The organism is Paraclostridium sp. AKS73, assembly GCF_025671395.1.
Lineage (GTDB): Bacteria > Bacillota > Clostridia > Peptostreptococcales > Peptostreptococcaceae > Paraclostridium > Paraclostridium benzoelyticum.
Map to the genome: position 1 here is coordinate 1 of NZ_JAIXHU010000054.1, position 16,058 is coordinate 16,058.

Genomic DNA, 16,058 nt, shown 5'->3' on the forward strand with positions numbered 1-16,058 from the left:
TTCTGGTAGTAGGTGAGGCTGTAATAATTATAATAAGTCATTTATTTTTATTTATTTTTTTATGTGTATCAAAAGCTATTCTAGCAAGTCCTGCCATAGCTTCTCCCTGGCTGCCTGTAGTTATTATAGTTATTTCATCATTATTATAGTTTTCCATTTCATCAATACTTATTTTATAGCCATCAGGGATATTTAAATATCCAAGCTCTATAGCCACAGCTGATACATTTTCCATACTGCGCCCGCTAAATACAACTCTTCTATTATTAGCTACAGATGCATTAACAATTTGTTGCATTCTATGTATATTAGATGCAAATGTTGCAACTATTATCCTACCTTTTTTACCATTAAAGATTCTGTCTAATGTTTCTCCTATAGTTTTTTCAGATAACGAATGTCCTTTCCTTTCTACATTTGTACTATCAGCTAATAACAGTAACACGCCTTTCTTACCTATTTTAGATATACTCTCTAAATCCATTCTTCTACCATCTATAGGAGTATAATCAACTTTAAAGTCTCCAGTATGAAGTATAACTCCTATTGGTGAATGTATGCAAATAGCACATGCATCTGCAATACTATGAGTTACACTTATAAATTCAATTTTAAAATATTCTAACTGAATTAGCTGTTTATCTTCTACTGAATTTAAAGTGCATATATCTAATATATTATGCTCTCTTAACTTATTTTCAATTAGACCTATAGTTAACTTAGTTCCGTATACAGGCATATTTATTTGCTTTAATATGTATGGAATAGCCCCAATATGATCTTCATGCCCATGGGTAACAAACATTCCTTTAACCTTATCTTTATTTTCTATTAAATAAGATATATCTGGAATTAATAGATCTACACCATACATATCTTCATCTGGAAATGATAATCCTCCATCTATAATAATTATTTCATCTTTATACTCTATCACCGTTATATTTTTTCCTATTTCTCCAAGCCCACCTAATGGAATAACTTTTAATTTATCTATATTTGATTTTATTGAACTCTCCATTTAATAACACCTCTCTAATTTTTTTATTCCCTTTCTACTTATTATGTATATTTTTCACATCTATTAGTCTCTTCTTTTATAAATATTGTGATAGTATTTATAATTTATTTAATTTAAAACTGTTGACAGAGTTATAACTTTATTGTATTATTAATTTGTAGTTAATAATAGTAATGATTACTACTTTTAATTTTAAGGAGGAATATATAATGAAAAAATTTGTTTGTACAGTGTGTGGATATATACATGAGGGAGAAACTGCTCCAGAAATCTGTCCAGTTTGTAAAGTTGGAGCTGATAAATTTAATGAAATGTCAGGAGAAATGGTTTGGGCTGACGAGCATAGAATAGGTGTTGCTAAAGGTATAGATGCTGAAATAGTTGAAGGTTTAAGAGCTAACTTCGTTGGAGAATGTACAGAAGTTGGTATGTATTTAGCTATGAGCCGTCAAGCTGATAGAGAAGGTTTCCCAGAGGTAGCTGAAGCTTATAAAAGAATAGCATTTGAAGAAGCTGAGCATGCAGCTAAATTTGCTGAATTATTAGGAGAAGTTGTTGTTGCTGATACTCAAGCTAACTTAAAAGCTAGAGTGGAAGCTGAATACGGTGCAACTGAAGGAAAATTAAAAATAGCTAAAAGAGCTAAAGAATTAGGACTTGATGCTATACATGATACAGTTCATGAAATGTGTAAAGATGAAGCTAGACATGGTAAAGCATTCTTAGGCCTACTAGAAAGACATTTTACTAAATAATATTTTATTGCCATTTCTCAATTCACATAATCCTAGAGTAGCTTAATTATTAGGCTACTCTATTTTATTATTTTTAATTTTAGTTTATAATATAATTTGATTATAAATTAACTTTTAGGGTATATTTATGATAAAAACAATGATAAGCAGGTGGTATTTTGAAATTTTCAAAACAAAGAGAACTTATACTAAACGCCGTTAAGGACAACACTGTTCATCCTACTGCAGATTTTATATATGATTATCTAAAGAAGGATAATCCAAACTTAAGTTTAGGTACTGTTTATAGAAACTTATCTCAACTTGTAAGTCACGGCTATATTCAAAAAGTTAGTATGCCTGGTCTTCCTGATAGATTTGATGCTAATGTAATAGAGCATAACCATATGATTTGCGACGTTTGTGGAAACATACAAGACATTCATTCAGATATATTAAAGAATATTCCTTCAGCTATTTCTAACGAACTCAATATAGAAATTACATCTTGTACTGTTATACTTCATGGGATTTGTAAAAATTGTAAATAAGGTCATATAATAAGAGGCACTGTATAGTGCCTTATTATATTTTACAATCCAATCATTTTATTATATAATGAATTGTCGTAGTTTTTATAAATATATTCACATATATAGAAGGAGGTTTTTATGGGTATTAAAATAATTACAGATAGTACATCTTACATACCTGCCGAATACATAGAAAAATTTGATATACAAGTAGTCTCTCTTAATGTTTTTATGGATAATGAAAGTTTCCGTGAATTGGACTTAGATAATAAAACTTTCTATACTAAAATGGATGCTTTATCTGAGATACCTAAATCATCTCAACCAGTTCCAGATGAAATGCTAAATAGCTTTAAAAATATAGTAGAAAATGGTGACTCTATTTTAGGAATTTTTCTATCTTCTAATATGAGTGGGACCTATTCTAGCGCTAACTTAATAAAAAATATGATTTTAGAAGATTATCCTAATGCAGATATTAATATAATAGATTCAAAAACAAACTGTATGCAAATGGGATTTGCAGTTATTGAAGCTGCACGTTTGGCCATTGATGGTAAATCTATGGATGAAGTTATAGATCGAACAAATAAAGTTTTATCTAATAGTAAATTTTTATTCTCCCCTGATACTCTAGATTATTTGAAAAAAGGAGGCAGAATAGGAAGTGCCTCAGCGCTTTTAGGATCTATATTGCAAATAAAACCTATTTTAACAGTTACAGATGGTACAACTTCTGTTTTTACAAAAGTAAGGACTAGAAAAAAAGCTATAGATAAACTAGTCTCTACATTTTTTGAAGAAATTGATAAAAAAGGTCTTGGAGATGTAATTGTACATCATATAAATTGCGAAGATGAAGGTATTCAACTTGCTAGTTATTTAGAAAAAATTAAATACTACTGTCAAAATCCAGTCTATCGGACCTGTGATCGGTCTTCATGTTGGCCCTGGAAGTATTGGTATAGCTTTTTACACAAACATAGACTAAAAAATAAAAGCCTTAGGAAAATTTCTAAGGCTTTTTATATATTATCTTTATTTATATATTGTCATCAACTAAGTTTTCAGATATATATGCAGCAACATATAATCCGTACATTAATACTAATAAAACTGAAGTTATTAAAACTATAGTCATATCCTATCACTTCCTTCTTAACTCTAATTGTAGTTTTTCAATGTGAAATCTATATGATTTTGATATGTTTTTTGAATTAATTATTTTTGCTAAATTAAAACTACATATTATTCATTTGAATTTTTATACATATAATTATTATTTACCTTATATATGTTATATCATTAACTAAGATTTTCACAGTTACATTATTGTAATGTTTTTCTATTTAATAATTTAAAAATCATATATGTAATATGTCTTACAAATTTTGATATATTTTTAATCTTTCCAATATTCCTTCATTTTCTTCAAAAAATTAATCAAATTGTTTATTCTTACTAAAGTTTCTAGACTTATCGTATGTTCTATTTTTTCCGTTTCTTCATGCAAGTATTCATCTAATCCGATTAATTTTAAAAATTCGTATATAGTATTATGTCTTTCTAAAAATTTTTTTCCCATATCTGCACCTAAATCGCTTAAATTTATTGATCCATAAAGTTCATGTGTTAATAATTTTTTTTGCTGTAATTTTCTTACCATATTACTTACAGATGATGGTTTTATATTTAAAGCTTTTGATAAGTCTTTTATTTTTACACTTTCATTTTCACTTTGTAATCTATAAATCATTTCAATATAGTCTTCTTCATTAGGACTTAGACTATTATCTTTCATATATTCTTTAAATGTATAAAACTGATTAAGATCCCTCAAACTTTCTCCTCCTAAATCCAATCTCATATCTACTATATTAGATTTTCATGTAATATATTCTAAATTAATGTAACATCATCATAAAATTTTTCATAATATTTATTGTAAGAAATTTAGCTTAAGCTAAAATCTTTTCTTACTTTATTAAAATGGAGGTATTTTTATGGTAAAGCTTACTGATGTAGATATTTATAGCACCGTTAAGGTAGAAGGACTTTTATCAGAAGGTTACCTAAGAGAGCGAATGTTAGCGCTTGGTTTAACTAATGGTGCTTTAATAGATGTCGTTAGACGTGGTCCTAAAGATAATTTAACTGTATATAATATACGAGGTGCTATGATTGCACTTAGAAAAGAAGAAGGTCAAAAAATTTTAGTTTCATATATATAAACCTTAAATTTAAGGGGGGAGAAAATTATGGGGTTAACTTATAATTCAACTAAGATAAAATCATTAAAAGATATGTTTAACATAGACAAAAAGATAATCAATATATAATAGCTCTTGCTGGAAATCCTAATACCGGAAAAAGCACTGTTTTTAATTATTTAACTGGACTTAAGCAACATACTGGAAATTGGCCGGGAAAAACAGTATGTACAGCTAGAGGTGATTTTAAGTATAATTCAAAAGATTTTGCTTTGATTGATTTACCAGGTACTTATTCATTATTTGCAGCATCCCAAGAAGAAATAGTAGCCCGTGATTTCGCTTGCTTTGGAAATCCAGATGCAGTTATAGTTGTGGCTGATGCCACTTCATTAGAACGTAATTTAAATTTAGCCTTTCAAATAATGGAACTTACCGATAATGTTATACTTTGTATAAACCTAGTTGACGAAGCAAGAAAAAAAGGTATTTTTATAAATAAAGAAATTATAGAAAGTCAACTTGGAATTCCTGTTGTTTTAACATCAGCTAGAAGCGGCGAAGGTATGGATAATTTACTCAAAACTTTAGACTCTGTCGTAACCAACTCTTATCACTATAATAATAAAATAATAAAATATGATGAAAATATAGAAAATCTATTGAAAATTATAGAAAGTGATTTATCCTCAAGTATACCTTATATAAAATCTAGGTGGCTAGGGCTTAGATTAATTGATGGAGATATCAGTATATATGACTCTATGAATAATTATATAAGTGGAGACTATAAAACTGAGATCGATAAAATTAAATCAAAATTACCAGATGATATTAATAAAACTTCAATTAGAGACTCTATGAGTATGACTATGTATGGATATGCAAAAAATCTTTATGATAAAAGTGTTATCATAAAAAATAAAAGTAAATTCCATAGAGATGAAAAATTGATAAAATAATTACCTCTAAAATATTTGGATTACCTCTAATGCTTTTAATGCTTTGTGTAATTCTTTGGATTACTATTGAAGGTGCCAATGTTCCATCAAATCTTCTATCTAATTTATTATTCAAACTTGAACCTATTTTGTATAGTATTTTATCATCTATTCAGTGTCCTTTGTGGTTAAATGAAATGATTAGTTTTGGAATGTACAGAACTCTTGCATGGGTTATTTCCGTTATGCTTCCTCCTATGGCAATATTTTTTCCACTATTCACTCTACTTGAAGATTTTGGTTATTTGCCTAGAGTGGCCTTCAATCTAGATCATATGTTTAAAAAAGCTTGCTGCCATGGTAAACAATGTTTAACTATGTGTATGGGCTTTGGATGTAATGCAGCTGGTGTTATAGGGTGTAGAATTATAGATTCTCCTAGAGAAAGATTAATTGCTATACTTACAAATAATTTTGTCCCTTGTAATGGACGTTTCCCTACATTAATAGCTATAGCTACAATTTTTTTCACATATTTTATCAAAAACTCTTTTGTAAGTAGCACTATTGTTGCTCTTTGTATAGCACTTTGTATAATATTTGGAATTGTAATTACTTTATTAGTTTCTTATATTTTATCTAAAACACTATTAAAAGGGGTTCCTTCAACTTTTACATTAGAACTTCCACCTTACAGAACACCTAAAATAGGTAGAGTTATATATACATCTATAATAGATAGAACTATTTTCGTATTAGGTAGAGCGGTAGTAGTTGCAATACCTGCAGGTCTTATTACATGGGTATTTGCAAATATTTATATAGGTGATATGAGTGTATTATCACACGTAGCAAGCTTTTTAGATCCAATCGCAAGCTTCATTGGACTTGATGGGTTTATATTACTTGCATTCATTTTAGGATTTCCAGCAAACGAGATTGTAATACCAATACTATTAATGTCTTATTTATCAACAGGTTCCATGATTGAATTTGATAGTTTAAATGCACTTGGAGAGGTTTTGAAAGATAATGGCTGGACTTATTTAACTGCCATAAATACAATGTTATTTAGCCTTTTACATTGGCCTTGTGCAACAACACTATGGACAATAAAAAAGGAAACACAAAGTCTTAAATGGACTGCAGTTGGATTTTTAATGCCTACTCTAGTTGCGTTTATAGTATGTTTTTCAACAACTTGTATATTTAATTTATTTGGCTTAGCTTAATTTAATTTATTAAAAAGACTGTTTCAAATTAATTTGAAACAGCCTTTTTATATATCAGCACAAACTATACCTATTATGCCAGGTCCTGTATGTGAGCATATACTTGAACTAACATTTTCAACTATTATATTACTTACATCGAATTCTTCTTCTATTTTTTCTTTAAATGAAATAATCTCAAGTTCATTATCTCCATAAGTAAGCATTACTCTTTTTTGCTTAAATCATTTCCTATATTTTCTTTTATTGTATTTATTATTTTATTTAAAACTTGCTTTTTTCCTCTTACTTGCCCTACAGGCTTTACAATACCTTCTTCTACAGAAAGGATCGGCTTTATATTTAACATATTTCCTATAGTTGCCTTTGCTAAAGACAGCCTTCCACCCTTTTGTAAATAATCTAATGTATCTACAGTAAAAAATATTTTTATACTTTTCTTAACTTCTTCTAGATGATTAATTATATTAGATACAGATTCTCCATTTTCAATCATTTCTGCTGCTGATAAAACAAAGCAAGAACTACCTATAGATAAATTTTTTGTATCAAATATATATACCTCTCCATCTAAATCATTTTTTGCCATAGTTGCGCTTTGTAATGTTCCTGATGCAGCTGATGAACCTCCTATATAAAGTATCTCTTTACCTTCACTTATATATTTTTTAAAAGTATCTAAAAATTGTATATATGTACATTGAGATGTTTTAGGCATATTTCCACTATTTCTTAACATCTTATAAAACTCTTCTTTGCTTAAATCAACTCCATCAATATACTCTTTATTATCAAATATAATAGTTAATGGAACTACATGTATATCATATTTATTTATCAATTCTTTAGGTATATCCGACAAACTGTCACATACCAATTTTATATTACTCATTTAAATTCCTCCAAAACTATAACTTTACAAATATAATACTTTCTTATATTATGCTTTAATATAATTATAAAGTATTATCACCTGGTATTAATTATAATAGCATATATATTTTTTTATTTCTACTATAATATTTTTCTAAATAAAAACTCCTTTTAACCAAAAGGAGGTTTTTTATATTTTTATTTTAGGCTTTCTCTCTTCTTTTTATCTAAATAGCTAACTGCGTTAAGTGCAGCTATTTGCCCTTGCCCTGCTGATTTTAAATATTGATATGGCTTACCTGCACAATCCCCACAAGCATAGCATCCTGGTATATTAGTTTCCATATTTATATTAACTTTTATATGTACTCCTTCAGTTTCTATTCCTGGTACTAAAGCCTTTGGAGAAGCACTATCTTTCATAACAAATACACCATCAACATCTAATTCTTGATTTCTAAGCTTCAATTTATTAACTAAATTATCACCTTGTATCTCAAGCGGAAAATCTTTTATAACATCTATATCTTCATTTAAATTAAGTTCATTTTTATGCATAGGTATAAAATATGTTTTAGCCGCAATTTCACTCAAGAAGTTTGCATCTTCTTCAGCCTCATGATTATAACCTATTACTGCAACATTTTTATCTCTATATAATGGTGCATCACAAGTTGCGCAATATCCTACACCTTTTCCTAAAAATTCTTCTTCACCTTTTATAGGCTTTCCATACTCAACACCTGTAGCTATTATAACAGTACTAGCTTCAACCATTTCATCTCCAGCCATTAATGTAAAGTACTCTCCCATAGCATATACATTATTTATTTTTAACTTAGTAATTTCAATATTCATATCTTCTAAGTGTTGTTTAAATTTATCCTTTAAATCATTTCCACTTATATCATAAAATCCTAAGTAATTATCTATTGATGGAGCTTTAACTAATTTAGCACTTAAATCATCATTCCAAATAAAATTACTTTTTTATTTCTTATCGTTCCATTTATCGCTGCAGATATTCCTGCTGGACCACTTCCTATTATAGCTATATCATATCTCATGAAATCCACCTTCTTTCAAATTGTTTACCCATTAAATATATGTAATTTAGGGTGCTAATATAACTTAGCACCCTAATAAGTCTAATCATTCAATAAATTTTATAAATGAGCTTCTACTTTAGCTTTTAAACTTTCTTTTGGCATAAACCCAACTAGTTTATCAACTACTTTACCATCTTTAAATATCATCATAGTTGGAACTGTTGATATTCCAAATTTTTGAGCTAACTCTAAGCTTTCATCTATATCAACCTTTACAAACTTAGCATTATTTAATTCTTCTGAAACACTTTCAAATACTGGAGCTAACATTTTACAAGGTCCACACCATGTTGCAAAAAAGTCTACAACTACAACACCTTGATTATCTTCTACTGCTCCTCTAAAATTCCCTGTATTTATTATTTTAGCCATAATATTTTCCTCCTAATATATTTATATATTTATTTTAATTTCTACTGTTTTATTCTTTATTATATTATATTTTATAAAGAACTTTTATTCTGTAACTTTATCACATTTCTGTAAATTAATTACTCTTATTAAGATATTCTAATTATACCCATACAATGTTTTCTAAATCAATTATTTTTTAGCTTTTTAGGTATAGTTATATTAAATTCTGTCCCCTCATTTAATTTAGAATAGACTTTAATATTTCCTTTTAAACTCTTTACAATCATACTTGCAATACTAAGACCTATTCCCGATCCATCAATTCCACTTTCTCTCACAGCATTACTTCTAAAAAATCTATCAAAAACTAAACTTATGTCTTTTTCATCAATTCCTATTCCACTATCTTTTATAGATATAGTACAGTTACTTTCTTTATTATTTACACTTATATCTATATTATCACCTTCATTTGTATATTTAAATGCATTATCTATAAAAATTATTAACAACTGTCTTAACTTGCATTTATCACTTACTACAAAAGGGTTATTCCCATTAAAGCTATAACTAAATTTCTTTCCATGTATATCTGAAATTTCCATATAATCATTACTAATATTTTTTATTAGTTCATATACATCAAATTTTTCTATATTTAACTTTGTTATACTTTCTTCTTTTGTTAAATCTAATAAATCATTTACCATTTTTTCAACCTTCTATTTTCTTTCATAGCATCTGCGATAGTTTCAATTTCATTACTTATAGAATTTCCAGGATTTTTTAATAAACTTTCTAGTTTGGATGAAATTATAGTTATAGGAGTTCTCAGTTCATGAGATGCATCTTGTATGAATTTCACTTGATTACTCCATGTTTTTTCAATTGGAATAAGTGCTTTTTTAGTTAAGTATAAAGCTATAAAATAAGTTGTTACTATAGCTAAAACTGTTCCTATAAAAAACACAACTAATAATTTATTTAAAAGTCCCATTTCAGAATCTATATTTCTTATAATTTGAATTGTATATCCATTTACATTGAATTTAAGTTCTCTAAATGTATATGAGTTATACTTATAAGTGTTAAACCCTAAGCCATTACTATTATTATATGGTGTAGAATCTTTAAAATAACCATTCGGAGTAAAGAATTTCACCTTGCTATCTTTGTATATATATACCATATTTTTAGGATCTAACAGTTTTGGAGTATAATATAAATTGTTTACATCTAGTTGCATTGCTATATATTCCAATTCTTCTTTTAAGTGTGTATCTACATTATTATATGTTTGAACCTTAAAATAACTATATATACAAAGTGAAAATATTATTAAAAAGCTACCAACAACAGCTATATTTATTTTTATAAGATTCTTTCTAGTGCTATATAAAATATCATTATTTATCATCAAACATATACCCCACTCTTCGTTTTGTGATTATGTATTTGTGATATCCATATTTACTTAGCTTTTTTCTAAGATTGCTTATATATACTTCAACTATATCTATAGTTGAGTCACTTTCCATACCCCAAATTCTATCAAAAATTTGCTCTTTTAATAATATAGTCCCTTTATTCAAAAGTAAATATTCTAATAAGTTGAATTGCTTATTTGGAATATCTATCTCATTATCATCTATAGTTAATATTTTTTTATTTAAATCAAGCTTCAATCCTTTAAACTCTAAAGTGTTTTTATTGTCAATTTTGCCTTTAGTCCTTAACATTGCATATATTCTAGCTACTAATTCTTCCATGTAAAATGGTTTAGTCAAATAATCATTAGCTCCCAACATAAATGCTTTAACTTTATCATCTAAGCTTTCTTTTGCCGTTAAAATTAACACTAATACGTCTTCATTTTCTTTTCGTATTTTATCTAATATTTGAATTCCATCCATGCCGGGAAGCATCAAATCTAATACTACAAGATCATAAATATTTTGCTTTATAAGAAAATATGCATCTTCACCATTACCTGTACACTCAACTTGAAAATGATTTTCTAATTCCTTTTTAATACTTTTTAATAAACTTAAATTATCTTCTACCACAAGGATTTTCATAATTTTTCCTCCATAATATTTATATGTATATTTTATTATAAAGAGTAAATTTTTCTATATGTTTAAATATAGAAAAAGTGTTATCTAAAATACTTTAGATAACACCTTTAACTTAAATCATATATTCTTTAAGATAAACACTTGAGAATTCAATAATTTCCTTATGAATAATATTTAATTCATGAAGCTCTCCATTTTTTAAATTATATACTTTATTGGATATTTCATATAGTAAGCAAAAAAAATTTTTCACATTCTATATCATCTAGATTATCTATTTTTTCACTTATATCACTAGGTATATTTAATTCATCACTTTCTACACCATAAATTGATTCATTTTTTATATCTTCAATCATCGCCATAACAATAGTTATTATTTCATTTGTATTAAATGCACTACTTGCCATTTACTAAAAGTTCTCCTTTTGATTTTAATAGTATAAGTTCTTTGCAGTTTGTCTTTTTATACCAACTACAGTTTTTACAAACTTCTTCGATTATCTCTTCACTTATATTATTATATATCAAATTTTCAATTTTTTCATATTTATATATACCTTCTTTTATATTGAAATAATCCATTATTTTTTTATCCATTTCAATTACTTCTTTATCTGTAGTACAAAATTTATAATCTATATTATTAGGACATTTATAACAGATACTATCCAAGTTAGTTGTAATTTTTATATCTTGATTTTTAGATTTATTTAAACTTAAAATAATATCAGTCATATTATCAGTGAAGTCTTTACTATAACCTCTTCCTATAAAAGCTCTCATACAAAGCAGATGGTGAGGTCTAATTTCTAACATGAAAATACCTCTCTTTTAATTCTTTTTTTTACGTTTATTCCAATAGTAGTAGCTAGTGCTACTTTAATTAAATCTACTAATATGAACGGCACTACACACACCATAAATCCTTCCATAAATCCAACTCCAGCTATAAATGAATACCATAATGTTCCTATAGTGTAATTTATCGCAAGAGCTATAATCATAGCTATCATTATAGGTAATATAGCATCATATTTATCACTTATATATCCTATTAATAATGCCATTAATGGAAAAGCCATTATAAATCCACCTGTATATCCAAATAATATACCAGCGCCTCCACTCATTTGAGCAAACACAGGCACTCCTATAGCTCCCAATAATATATATATGACCTGAGTCACAAACCCTTTTTTAGAACCAAGTATTACCCCACTTATTGTTACTGCAAATACTTGCATAGTAAGTGGAACTGTTGAAAATGGAAGTGGTATTGCAATTTGGGCTAAAATAGCTGTTATACTTGCAAACATGGCACAAATTATTAATTCTTTAGTGTTTAGTTTCATATATCCTCCTTATTAGTTAACCCTATAAAATAAATAGTTTACATTTTTATTGTACATAGCTTAAAAGGTTTTTGTCAACTATTTATTTTTAGAAGTTAACTAAAAACAAAAGCTATTTCAATATAAGGAACTCTAAGTCTCGAACTCATACCTTATATCAAAATAGCTTTTATTTTTATTATTTAACAAATAGTTGTAATAAAACTCCTGCTGCTACAGCTGATCCTATAACACCTGCAACATTAGGTCCCATTGCATGCATAAGTAAGAAGTTTGAAGGGTTTTCTTTTTGTCCAACCTTTTGAACAACTCTTGCTGCCATAGGAACTGCTGAAACTCCTGCTGCTCCTATCATTGGATTAACCTTACCACCACTTAATTTGTGCATTATTTTACCGAATAAAACTCCTGCTGCTGTTCCTACTGAAAATGCTACAAGTCCCATAGCTGTTATTCCTAACGTTTGTGAAGTTAAAAATGTCTCTGCATTTGCTGTAGCTCCAACAGTTAATCCTAGAATTATAGTTATTATGTATAACATAGGTCCTGTTGCAGTTTCAACTAACTTTGGAACTACTCCACTTTCCTTTATTAAGTTTCCAAACATTAGCATACCTATAAGAGGTGCCGCTGTTGGCAATAACCCTATAACTAATATCATTATAACTATTGGAAATACTATTTTCTCTGTTTTTGAAACAGCTCTTAATTGTTCCATTTTTACCATACGTTCTTCTTTAGTAGTCAGAGCTTTTATTATTGGAGGTTGTATAACTGGAACTAGTGCCATATAAGAATATGCTGCAAGAGCTATAGTTCCTAATAGATGTGGTGCTAATTTTCCTGTTAAATATATCGCTGTTGGCCCATCCGCTCCACCAATTATACCTATAGATGCCGATTCAGGACCTGTAAATCCTAATAATATAGCTCCCATAAATGCAAAGAATACACCAAATTGAGCTGCTGCTCCTAGTAAAAGTGTTTTAGGGTTTGCAATTATTGGACCAAAATCTGTACTTGCACCTATGCATAAAAATATTAGAGGTGGATAAATTCCTAATTTTGTTCCTTGATATAAGTAATATAAAAGTCCTCCATTTTCCGAATCGGTAGCTGCTTTCATTAAGTCAACTCCTGGCATATTAGCAAGAAGCATACCTATCGATATAGGTATTAAAAGATATGGTTCATACCCCTTTGCTATAGCTAAGTATAAAAATACACATGCTATTAAAATCATTATTATTTGTCTATAATCTACTATTGCAAATCCAGTGTTTGCAAAGAAAGTCTGTAACATTTCTAACACAGTAACGCCCCCTATTTTCTATACGATTATCCTATTTGTACTAAGCTATCCCCAAGATTTACATTTTGGCCTTTTTCAACATCAATAGAAACAACTGTTCCATCTATTGGAGCTACTATTTCATTTTCCATTTTCATAGCTTCAAGTATAGCTATAACTTGGCCTTTCTTTACTTTGTCTCCATTACTAACCATTATATTTACTATAGTCCCTGGCATTGGAGCATCTATAGCTTCTCCTGAACCTGCAACTTGAACTTCCTTCTGAGGTTTTGGTGCCTTCTCTTGAATTATAGGCTGTGGTTTTTCTCCTTTTTTCACTTCTTCAATTTCAACTTCGTAAACTTTTCCATTTAATGTTATGTGATATGTTTTAGCGCTCATTTTTATCTCTCCCTTAAAAATTTCATTATTATAGCGATTATTTTATTCTTGTTATTCTCTTTACATGAAGATTAGGATTTATTTTTCCTTCACCTGCCATTATAGATGCTGCAAGTGCAACTACTACTCTATCTTCTTCATCATCTTCGTCAAAAGCTATTTGCTCTGTTTCTACTTCTTTTTTTATAACTGTTTTTACTTGTGGTTTTGCTTTAAATATATATTTAAACGAAGACAATACAAGAGATATCAATATTAAAGTTAAAAATACTATAGTCATACTAGATATAGTTATATTGATAGCTTCCATTATACTTATTTCATTACCAAACATTAATTATCACCCATTTTCTACATAGTTACTGTTATATAGTGAATTTTATTTTCTTCACTTAACTCTTCTTCTTTTTTTGGATTGTATTTATTTTCTAAGAAGTTCGGTGCTACTTGTGGGAATAGTGCATATGTTAATACATCTTCATCACACTTAGCTAATTTTCCAGCTTCAGACTTTATCTTTTCAAATTCTGGTTCTAAAAGATCTGCCGGTCTTATAGTTATAACTTCTTCTTCACCTATTATTTTTTTCTTAATATCTTTATCTATAGGTGCTGGAGCTTTTCCATATTGTCCTTTTATATAATCTTTTATTTCTTTTGGAACTAGTTTATATCTCTCTCCAGTTAATACATTGAATAAAGCTTGAGTTCCTACCATTTGACTCATAGGTGTAACTAATGGAGGGTATCCAAGGTCTGCTCTAACTCTTGGAACTTCTTTTAATACATCTTCGTATTTTTCAGTTGCATTTTGTTGCTTTAACTGAGAAAGTAAATTAGAAAGCATTCCGCCTGGAACCTTATAATTTAAAGTTTGAGGCTCTGTTAATAACACTTTTGGATTTAAAGTACCTTGTTCCATATATTTATCTCTTATAGGTTTAAAGTATTCTGCAACTTCTAGTAGTGCTTCCATATTTAACCCTGGATTTCTTTCCATTTCACTAAATGTTACAGCTAAGGATTCTGTTGGAGGTTGAGATGTTCCTCCAGAAAATGGAGATATTGCGGTATCTATTATATCTACTCCAGCCTCAACAGCTTTCATATATATCATATCCGCTATCCCACTAGTACAATGCGTATGTAATTCTATTGGCAGGTTACTTATGGATTTCATCTTTTTAACTAGCTCATAAGCGTTATAAGGAGTTAAAACTCCAGCCATATCTTTTATACATATAGAATCTGCCCCCATAGATTCCATGTCCTTTAAAACACCTAAGTAATACTCTGTTGTATGAACATCACTTGTAGTGTAGGAAATTGCACACTGACAATGCCCTCCATATTTTTTGATAGCTTTCACAGATGCTTCGATATTTCTAACATCATTTAACGCATCAAATACTCTTATTATATCAATACCGTTTTCCAGTGAAAGTTTAATAAATTTATCAACTAGGTCATCTGCATAGTTTCTATATCCAAGAAGATTTTGTCCTCTTAAAAGCATTTGTAGTTTAGTGTTTTTTACTTTTTTCTTATTTTCCTTAATCTTTCCCATGGGTCTTCGTTTAGAAAACGTATGCATGCATCAAACGTCGCTCCACCCCAAACTTCCATAGAGTGATATCCTACCTTGTCCATAGTTTCTAATATAGGTAGTATTTCTTCTGTGGTTAACCTTGTAGCAATTAAAGACTGATGGCCATCCCTTAATGCTGTTTCAGTTATTTTTAACTGATTCACTATATCCTCACACTCCTAATTTTATAAATATATACCCAATTTAAAATTTTACCTCAATTACATTATATATTGTTTCGTTTTAATTTCTAAAGCCTTTTTAACATTTTTCATTGTTTTTTAGTGTGCTTTTTCAATAATTAATCGTTTTATTAAGCTTTTTTCTTATTTGAAT

The 16,058-nt window shown here is 28.4% G+C and carries 22 protein-coding genes and 1 pseudogene; 6 read left to right on the forward strand and 17 right to left on the reverse strand.

What is annotated here, in order from left to right:
- Nucleotides 1–37 precede the first annotated feature (37 nt).
- Entirely contained in the window at nt 38–1,021 is a 984-nt protein-coding gene (locus LEQ07_RS18370; RefSeq protein WP_332843338.1) for a ribonuclease J, read from the reverse strand.
- Nucleotides 1,022–1,230: 209 nt separating this feature from the next.
- On the opposite strand from LEQ07_RS18370, the gene LEQ07_RS18375 reads away from it, so the two are divergent.
- The 3 genes from LEQ07_RS18375 (at nt 1,231) to LEQ07_RS18385 (ending at nt 3,425) form a co-directional block, all read left to right on the forward strand.
- Entirely contained in the window at nt 1,231–1,776 is a 546-nt protein-coding gene (locus LEQ07_RS18375; protein WP_046823632.1) for an NADH peroxidase, read from the forward strand.
- Nucleotides 1,777–1,934: 158 nt separating this feature from the next.
- Entirely contained in the window at nt 1,935–2,306 is a 372-nt protein-coding gene (locus LEQ07_RS18380; protein ID WP_046823631.1) for a Fur family transcriptional regulator, read from the forward strand.
- Nucleotides 2,307–2,426: 120 nt separating this feature from the next.
- Nucleotides 2,427–3,425: a DegV family protein gene (locus LEQ07_RS18385; protein WP_332843339.1), complete on the forward strand. Its 999-nt coding sequence runs from the start codon at nt 2,427–2,429 to the stop codon at nt 3,423–3,425.
- Between the two features lie 265 nt (nt 3,426–3,690).
- On the opposite strand, the gene LEQ07_RS18390 is transcribed toward LEQ07_RS18385, so the two are convergent.
- Nucleotides 3,691–4,128 carry a metal-dependent transcriptional regulator gene (locus LEQ07_RS18390; protein ID WP_263331771.1) on the reverse strand — a complete coding sequence of 146 codons (438 nt, stop codon included), beginning with the start codon at nt 4,126–4,128 and terminating at the stop codon, nt 3,691–3,693.
- Nucleotides 4,129–4,291: 163 nt separating this feature from the next.
- On the opposite strand from LEQ07_RS18390, the gene LEQ07_RS18395 reads away from it, so the two are divergent.
- The 3 genes from LEQ07_RS18395 to LEQ07_RS22205 all read left to right on the forward strand — a co-directional run bounded on the left by LEQ07_RS18395 (nt 4,292) and on the right by LEQ07_RS22205 (nt 6,671).
- On the forward strand, nt 4,292–4,519 hold the full coding sequence (locus LEQ07_RS18395; protein ID WP_046823628.1) for a FeoA family protein: 228 nt from the start codon (nt 4,292–4,294) through the stop codon (nt 4,517–4,519).
- Nucleotides 4,520–4,626: 107 nt separating this feature from the next.
- Nucleotides 4,627–5,460: a FeoB small GTPase domain-containing protein gene (locus LEQ07_RS22200; RefSeq protein ID WP_332843345.1), complete on the forward strand. Its 834-nt coding sequence runs from the start codon at nt 4,627–4,629 to the stop codon at nt 5,458–5,460.
- A gap of 29 nt (nt 5,461–5,489) precedes the next feature.
- Nucleotides 5,490–6,671, forward strand: coding sequence for a nucleoside recognition domain-containing protein (locus tag LEQ07_RS22205; protein ID WP_332843340.1), 1,182 nt, complete (start codon nt 5,490–5,492; stop codon nt 6,669–6,671).
- A 47-nt stretch (nt 6,672–6,718) separates the two neighbouring features.
- Here the strand turns inward: LEQ07_RS22205 and LEQ07_RS18405 are convergent, their stop codons facing one another.
- The 15 genes and pseudogenes from LEQ07_RS18405 to LEQ07_RS23265 form a co-directional block, all read right to left on the reverse strand.
- Nucleotides 6,719–6,877: a DegV family protein gene (locus LEQ07_RS18405; protein WP_263331772.1), complete on the reverse strand. Its 159-nt coding sequence runs from the start codon at nt 6,875–6,877 to the stop codon at nt 6,719–6,721.
- Nucleotides 6,877–7,563, reverse strand: coding sequence for a DegV family protein (locus tag LEQ07_RS18410; protein WP_263331773.1), 687 nt, complete (start codon nt 7,561–7,563; stop codon nt 6,877–6,879). Before LEQ07_RS18410 ends, LEQ07_RS18405 begins: the two co-directional genes overlap by 1 nt.
- A 179-nt stretch (nt 7,564–7,742) precedes the next feature.
- A pseudogene (locus LEQ07_RS18415) lies at nt 7,743–8,611 on the reverse strand (NAD(P)/FAD-dependent oxidoreductase).
- A gap of 99 nt (nt 8,612–8,710) precedes the next feature.
- Nucleotides 8,711–9,025, reverse strand: a complete 315-nt coding sequence (trxA, locus tag LEQ07_RS18420) for a thioredoxin (RefSeq protein ID WP_021433534.1) — start codon at nt 9,023–9,025, stop codon at nt 8,711–8,713.
- Between the two features lie 167 nt (nt 9,026–9,192).
- On the reverse strand, nt 9,193–9,717 hold the full coding sequence (locus LEQ07_RS18425) for a sensor histidine kinase (protein ID WP_263331774.1): 525 nt from the start codon (nt 9,715–9,717) through the stop codon (nt 9,193–9,195).
- Nucleotides 9,711–10,424 (reverse strand): histidine kinase dimerization/phospho-acceptor domain-containing protein, encoded by a 714-nt coding sequence (locus LEQ07_RS18430; protein ID WP_263331775.1) that lies wholly within the window; start codon nt 10,422–10,424, stop codon nt 9,711–9,713. Before LEQ07_RS18430 ends, LEQ07_RS18425 begins: the two co-directional genes overlap by 7 nt.
- Entirely contained in the window at nt 10,414–11,085 is a 672-nt protein-coding gene (locus LEQ07_RS18435) for a response regulator transcription factor (RefSeq protein ID WP_046823623.1), read from the reverse strand. The genes LEQ07_RS18430 and LEQ07_RS18435 overlap by 11 nt, the downstream gene beginning before the upstream one ends.
- 224 nt (nt 11,086–11,309) lie before the next feature.
- Entirely contained in the window at nt 11,310–11,495 is a 186-nt protein-coding gene (locus LEQ07_RS18440; protein ID WP_263331776.1) for a hypothetical protein, read from the reverse strand.
- Nucleotides 11,485–11,904, reverse strand: coding sequence for a DUF1284 domain-containing protein (locus LEQ07_RS18445; RefSeq protein WP_150887160.1), 420 nt, complete (start codon nt 11,902–11,904; stop codon nt 11,485–11,487). The genes LEQ07_RS18440 and LEQ07_RS18445 overlap by 11 nt, the downstream gene beginning before the upstream one ends.
- Entirely contained in the window at nt 11,898–12,440 is a 543-nt protein-coding gene (locus LEQ07_RS18450) for a biotin transporter BioY (RefSeq protein ID WP_046823620.1), read from the reverse strand. The genes LEQ07_RS18445 and LEQ07_RS18450 overlap by 7 nt, the downstream gene beginning before the upstream one ends.
- A 178-nt stretch (nt 12,441–12,618) precedes the next feature.
- Nucleotides 12,619–13,743, reverse strand: a complete 1,125-nt coding sequence (locus LEQ07_RS18455) for a sodium ion-translocating decarboxylase subunit beta (RefSeq protein WP_046823642.1) — start codon at nt 13,741–13,743, stop codon at nt 12,619–12,621.
- Between the two features lie 35 nt (nt 13,744–13,778).
- Nucleotides 13,779–14,135, reverse strand: a complete 357-nt coding sequence (locus LEQ07_RS18460) for a DUF2118 domain-containing protein (RefSeq protein WP_046823619.1) — start codon at nt 14,133–14,135, stop codon at nt 13,779–13,781.
- Nucleotides 14,136–14,172: 37 nt separating this feature from the next.
- Nucleotides 14,173–14,469: an OadG family protein gene (locus tag LEQ07_RS18465; protein WP_046823618.1), complete on the reverse strand. Its 297-nt coding sequence runs from the start codon at nt 14,467–14,469 to the stop codon at nt 14,173–14,175.
- A gap of 17 nt (nt 14,470–14,486) precedes the next feature.
- A complete protein-coding gene (locus LEQ07_RS18470; protein WP_332843343.1) occupies nt 14,487–15,701 on the reverse strand; it encodes a pyruvate carboxylase subunit B in 1,215 nt (404 codons plus the stop codon).
- A complete protein-coding gene (locus LEQ07_RS23265) occupies nt 15,668–15,886 on the reverse strand; it encodes a hypothetical protein (protein ID WP_332843344.1) in 219 nt (72 codons plus the stop codon). The genes LEQ07_RS18470 and LEQ07_RS23265 overlap by 34 nt, the downstream gene beginning before the upstream one ends.
- Between the last annotated feature and the right edge of the window lie 172 nt (nt 15,887–16,058).

Excerpts from the sequence above, each read along its gene's own strand:
- LEQ07_RS18410 (WP_263331773.1), bottom strand. The coding sequence starts at position 7,563 with ATGAGTAATATAAAATTGGTATGTGACAGTTTGTCGGATATACCTAAA.
- LEQ07_RS18450 (WP_046823620.1), bottom strand. The coding sequence starts at position 12,440 with ATGAAACTAAACACTAAAGAATTAATAATTTGTGCCATGTTTGCAAGT.
- LEQ07_RS18395 (WP_046823628.1), top strand. The coding sequence starts at position 4,292 with ATGGTAAAGCTTACTGATGTAGATATTTATAGCACCGTTAAGGTAGAA.
- LEQ07_RS18455 (WP_046823642.1), bottom strand. The coding sequence starts at position 13,743 with ATGTTACAGACTTTCTTTGCAAACACTGGATTTGCAATAGTAGATTAT.
- trxA (WP_021433534.1), bottom strand. The coding sequence starts at position 9,025 with ATGGCTAAAATAATAAATACAGGGAATTTTAGAGGAGCAGTAGAAGAT.
- LEQ07_RS18425 (WP_263331774.1), bottom strand. The coding sequence starts at position 9,717 with ATGGTAAATGATTTATTAGATTTAACAAAAGAAGAAAGTATAACAAAG.
- LEQ07_RS18430 (WP_263331775.1), bottom strand. The coding sequence starts at position 10,424 with ATGATAAATAATGATATTTTATATAGCACTAGAAAGAATCTTATAAAA.
- LEQ07_RS18445 (WP_150887160.1), bottom strand. The coding sequence starts at position 11,904 with ATGTTAGAAATTAGACCTCACCATCTGCTTTGTATGAGAGCTTTTATA.
- LEQ07_RS18435 (WP_046823623.1), bottom strand. The coding sequence starts at position 11,085 with ATGAAAATCCTTGTGGTAGAAGATAATTTAAGTTTATTAAAAAGTATT.
- LEQ07_RS18385 (WP_332843339.1), top strand. The coding sequence starts at position 2,427 with ATGGGTATTAAAATAATTACAGATAGTACATCTTACATACCTGCCGAA.
- LEQ07_RS18440 (WP_263331776.1), bottom strand. The coding sequence starts at position 11,495 with ATGGCAAGTAGTGCATTTAATACAAATGAAATAATAACTATTGTTATG.
- LEQ07_RS18375 (WP_046823632.1), top strand. The coding sequence starts at position 1,231 with ATGAAAAAATTTGTTTGTACAGTGTGTGGATATATACATGAGGGAGAA.
- LEQ07_RS22205 (WP_332843340.1), top strand. The coding sequence starts at position 5,490 with ATGCTTTTAATGCTTTGTGTAATTCTTTGGATTACTATTGAAGGTGCC.
- LEQ07_RS18370 (WP_332843338.1), bottom strand. The coding sequence starts at position 1,021 with ATGGAGAGTTCAATAAAATCAAATATAGATAAATTAAAAGTTATTCCA.
- LEQ07_RS18460 (WP_046823619.1), bottom strand. The coding sequence starts at position 14,135 with ATGAGCGCTAAAACATATCACATAACATTAAATGGAAAAGTTTACGAA.
- LEQ07_RS18405 (WP_263331772.1), bottom strand. The coding sequence starts at position 6,877 with ATGCTTACTTATGGAGATAATGAACTTGAGATTATTTCATTTAAAGAA.
- LEQ07_RS18465 (WP_046823618.1), bottom strand. The coding sequence starts at position 14,469 with ATGTTTGGTAATGAAATAAGTATAATGGAAGCTATCAATATAACTATA.
- LEQ07_RS18470 (WP_332843343.1), bottom strand. The coding sequence starts at position 15,701 with ATGGGAAAGATTAAGGAAAATAAGAAAAAAGTAAAAAACACTAAACTA.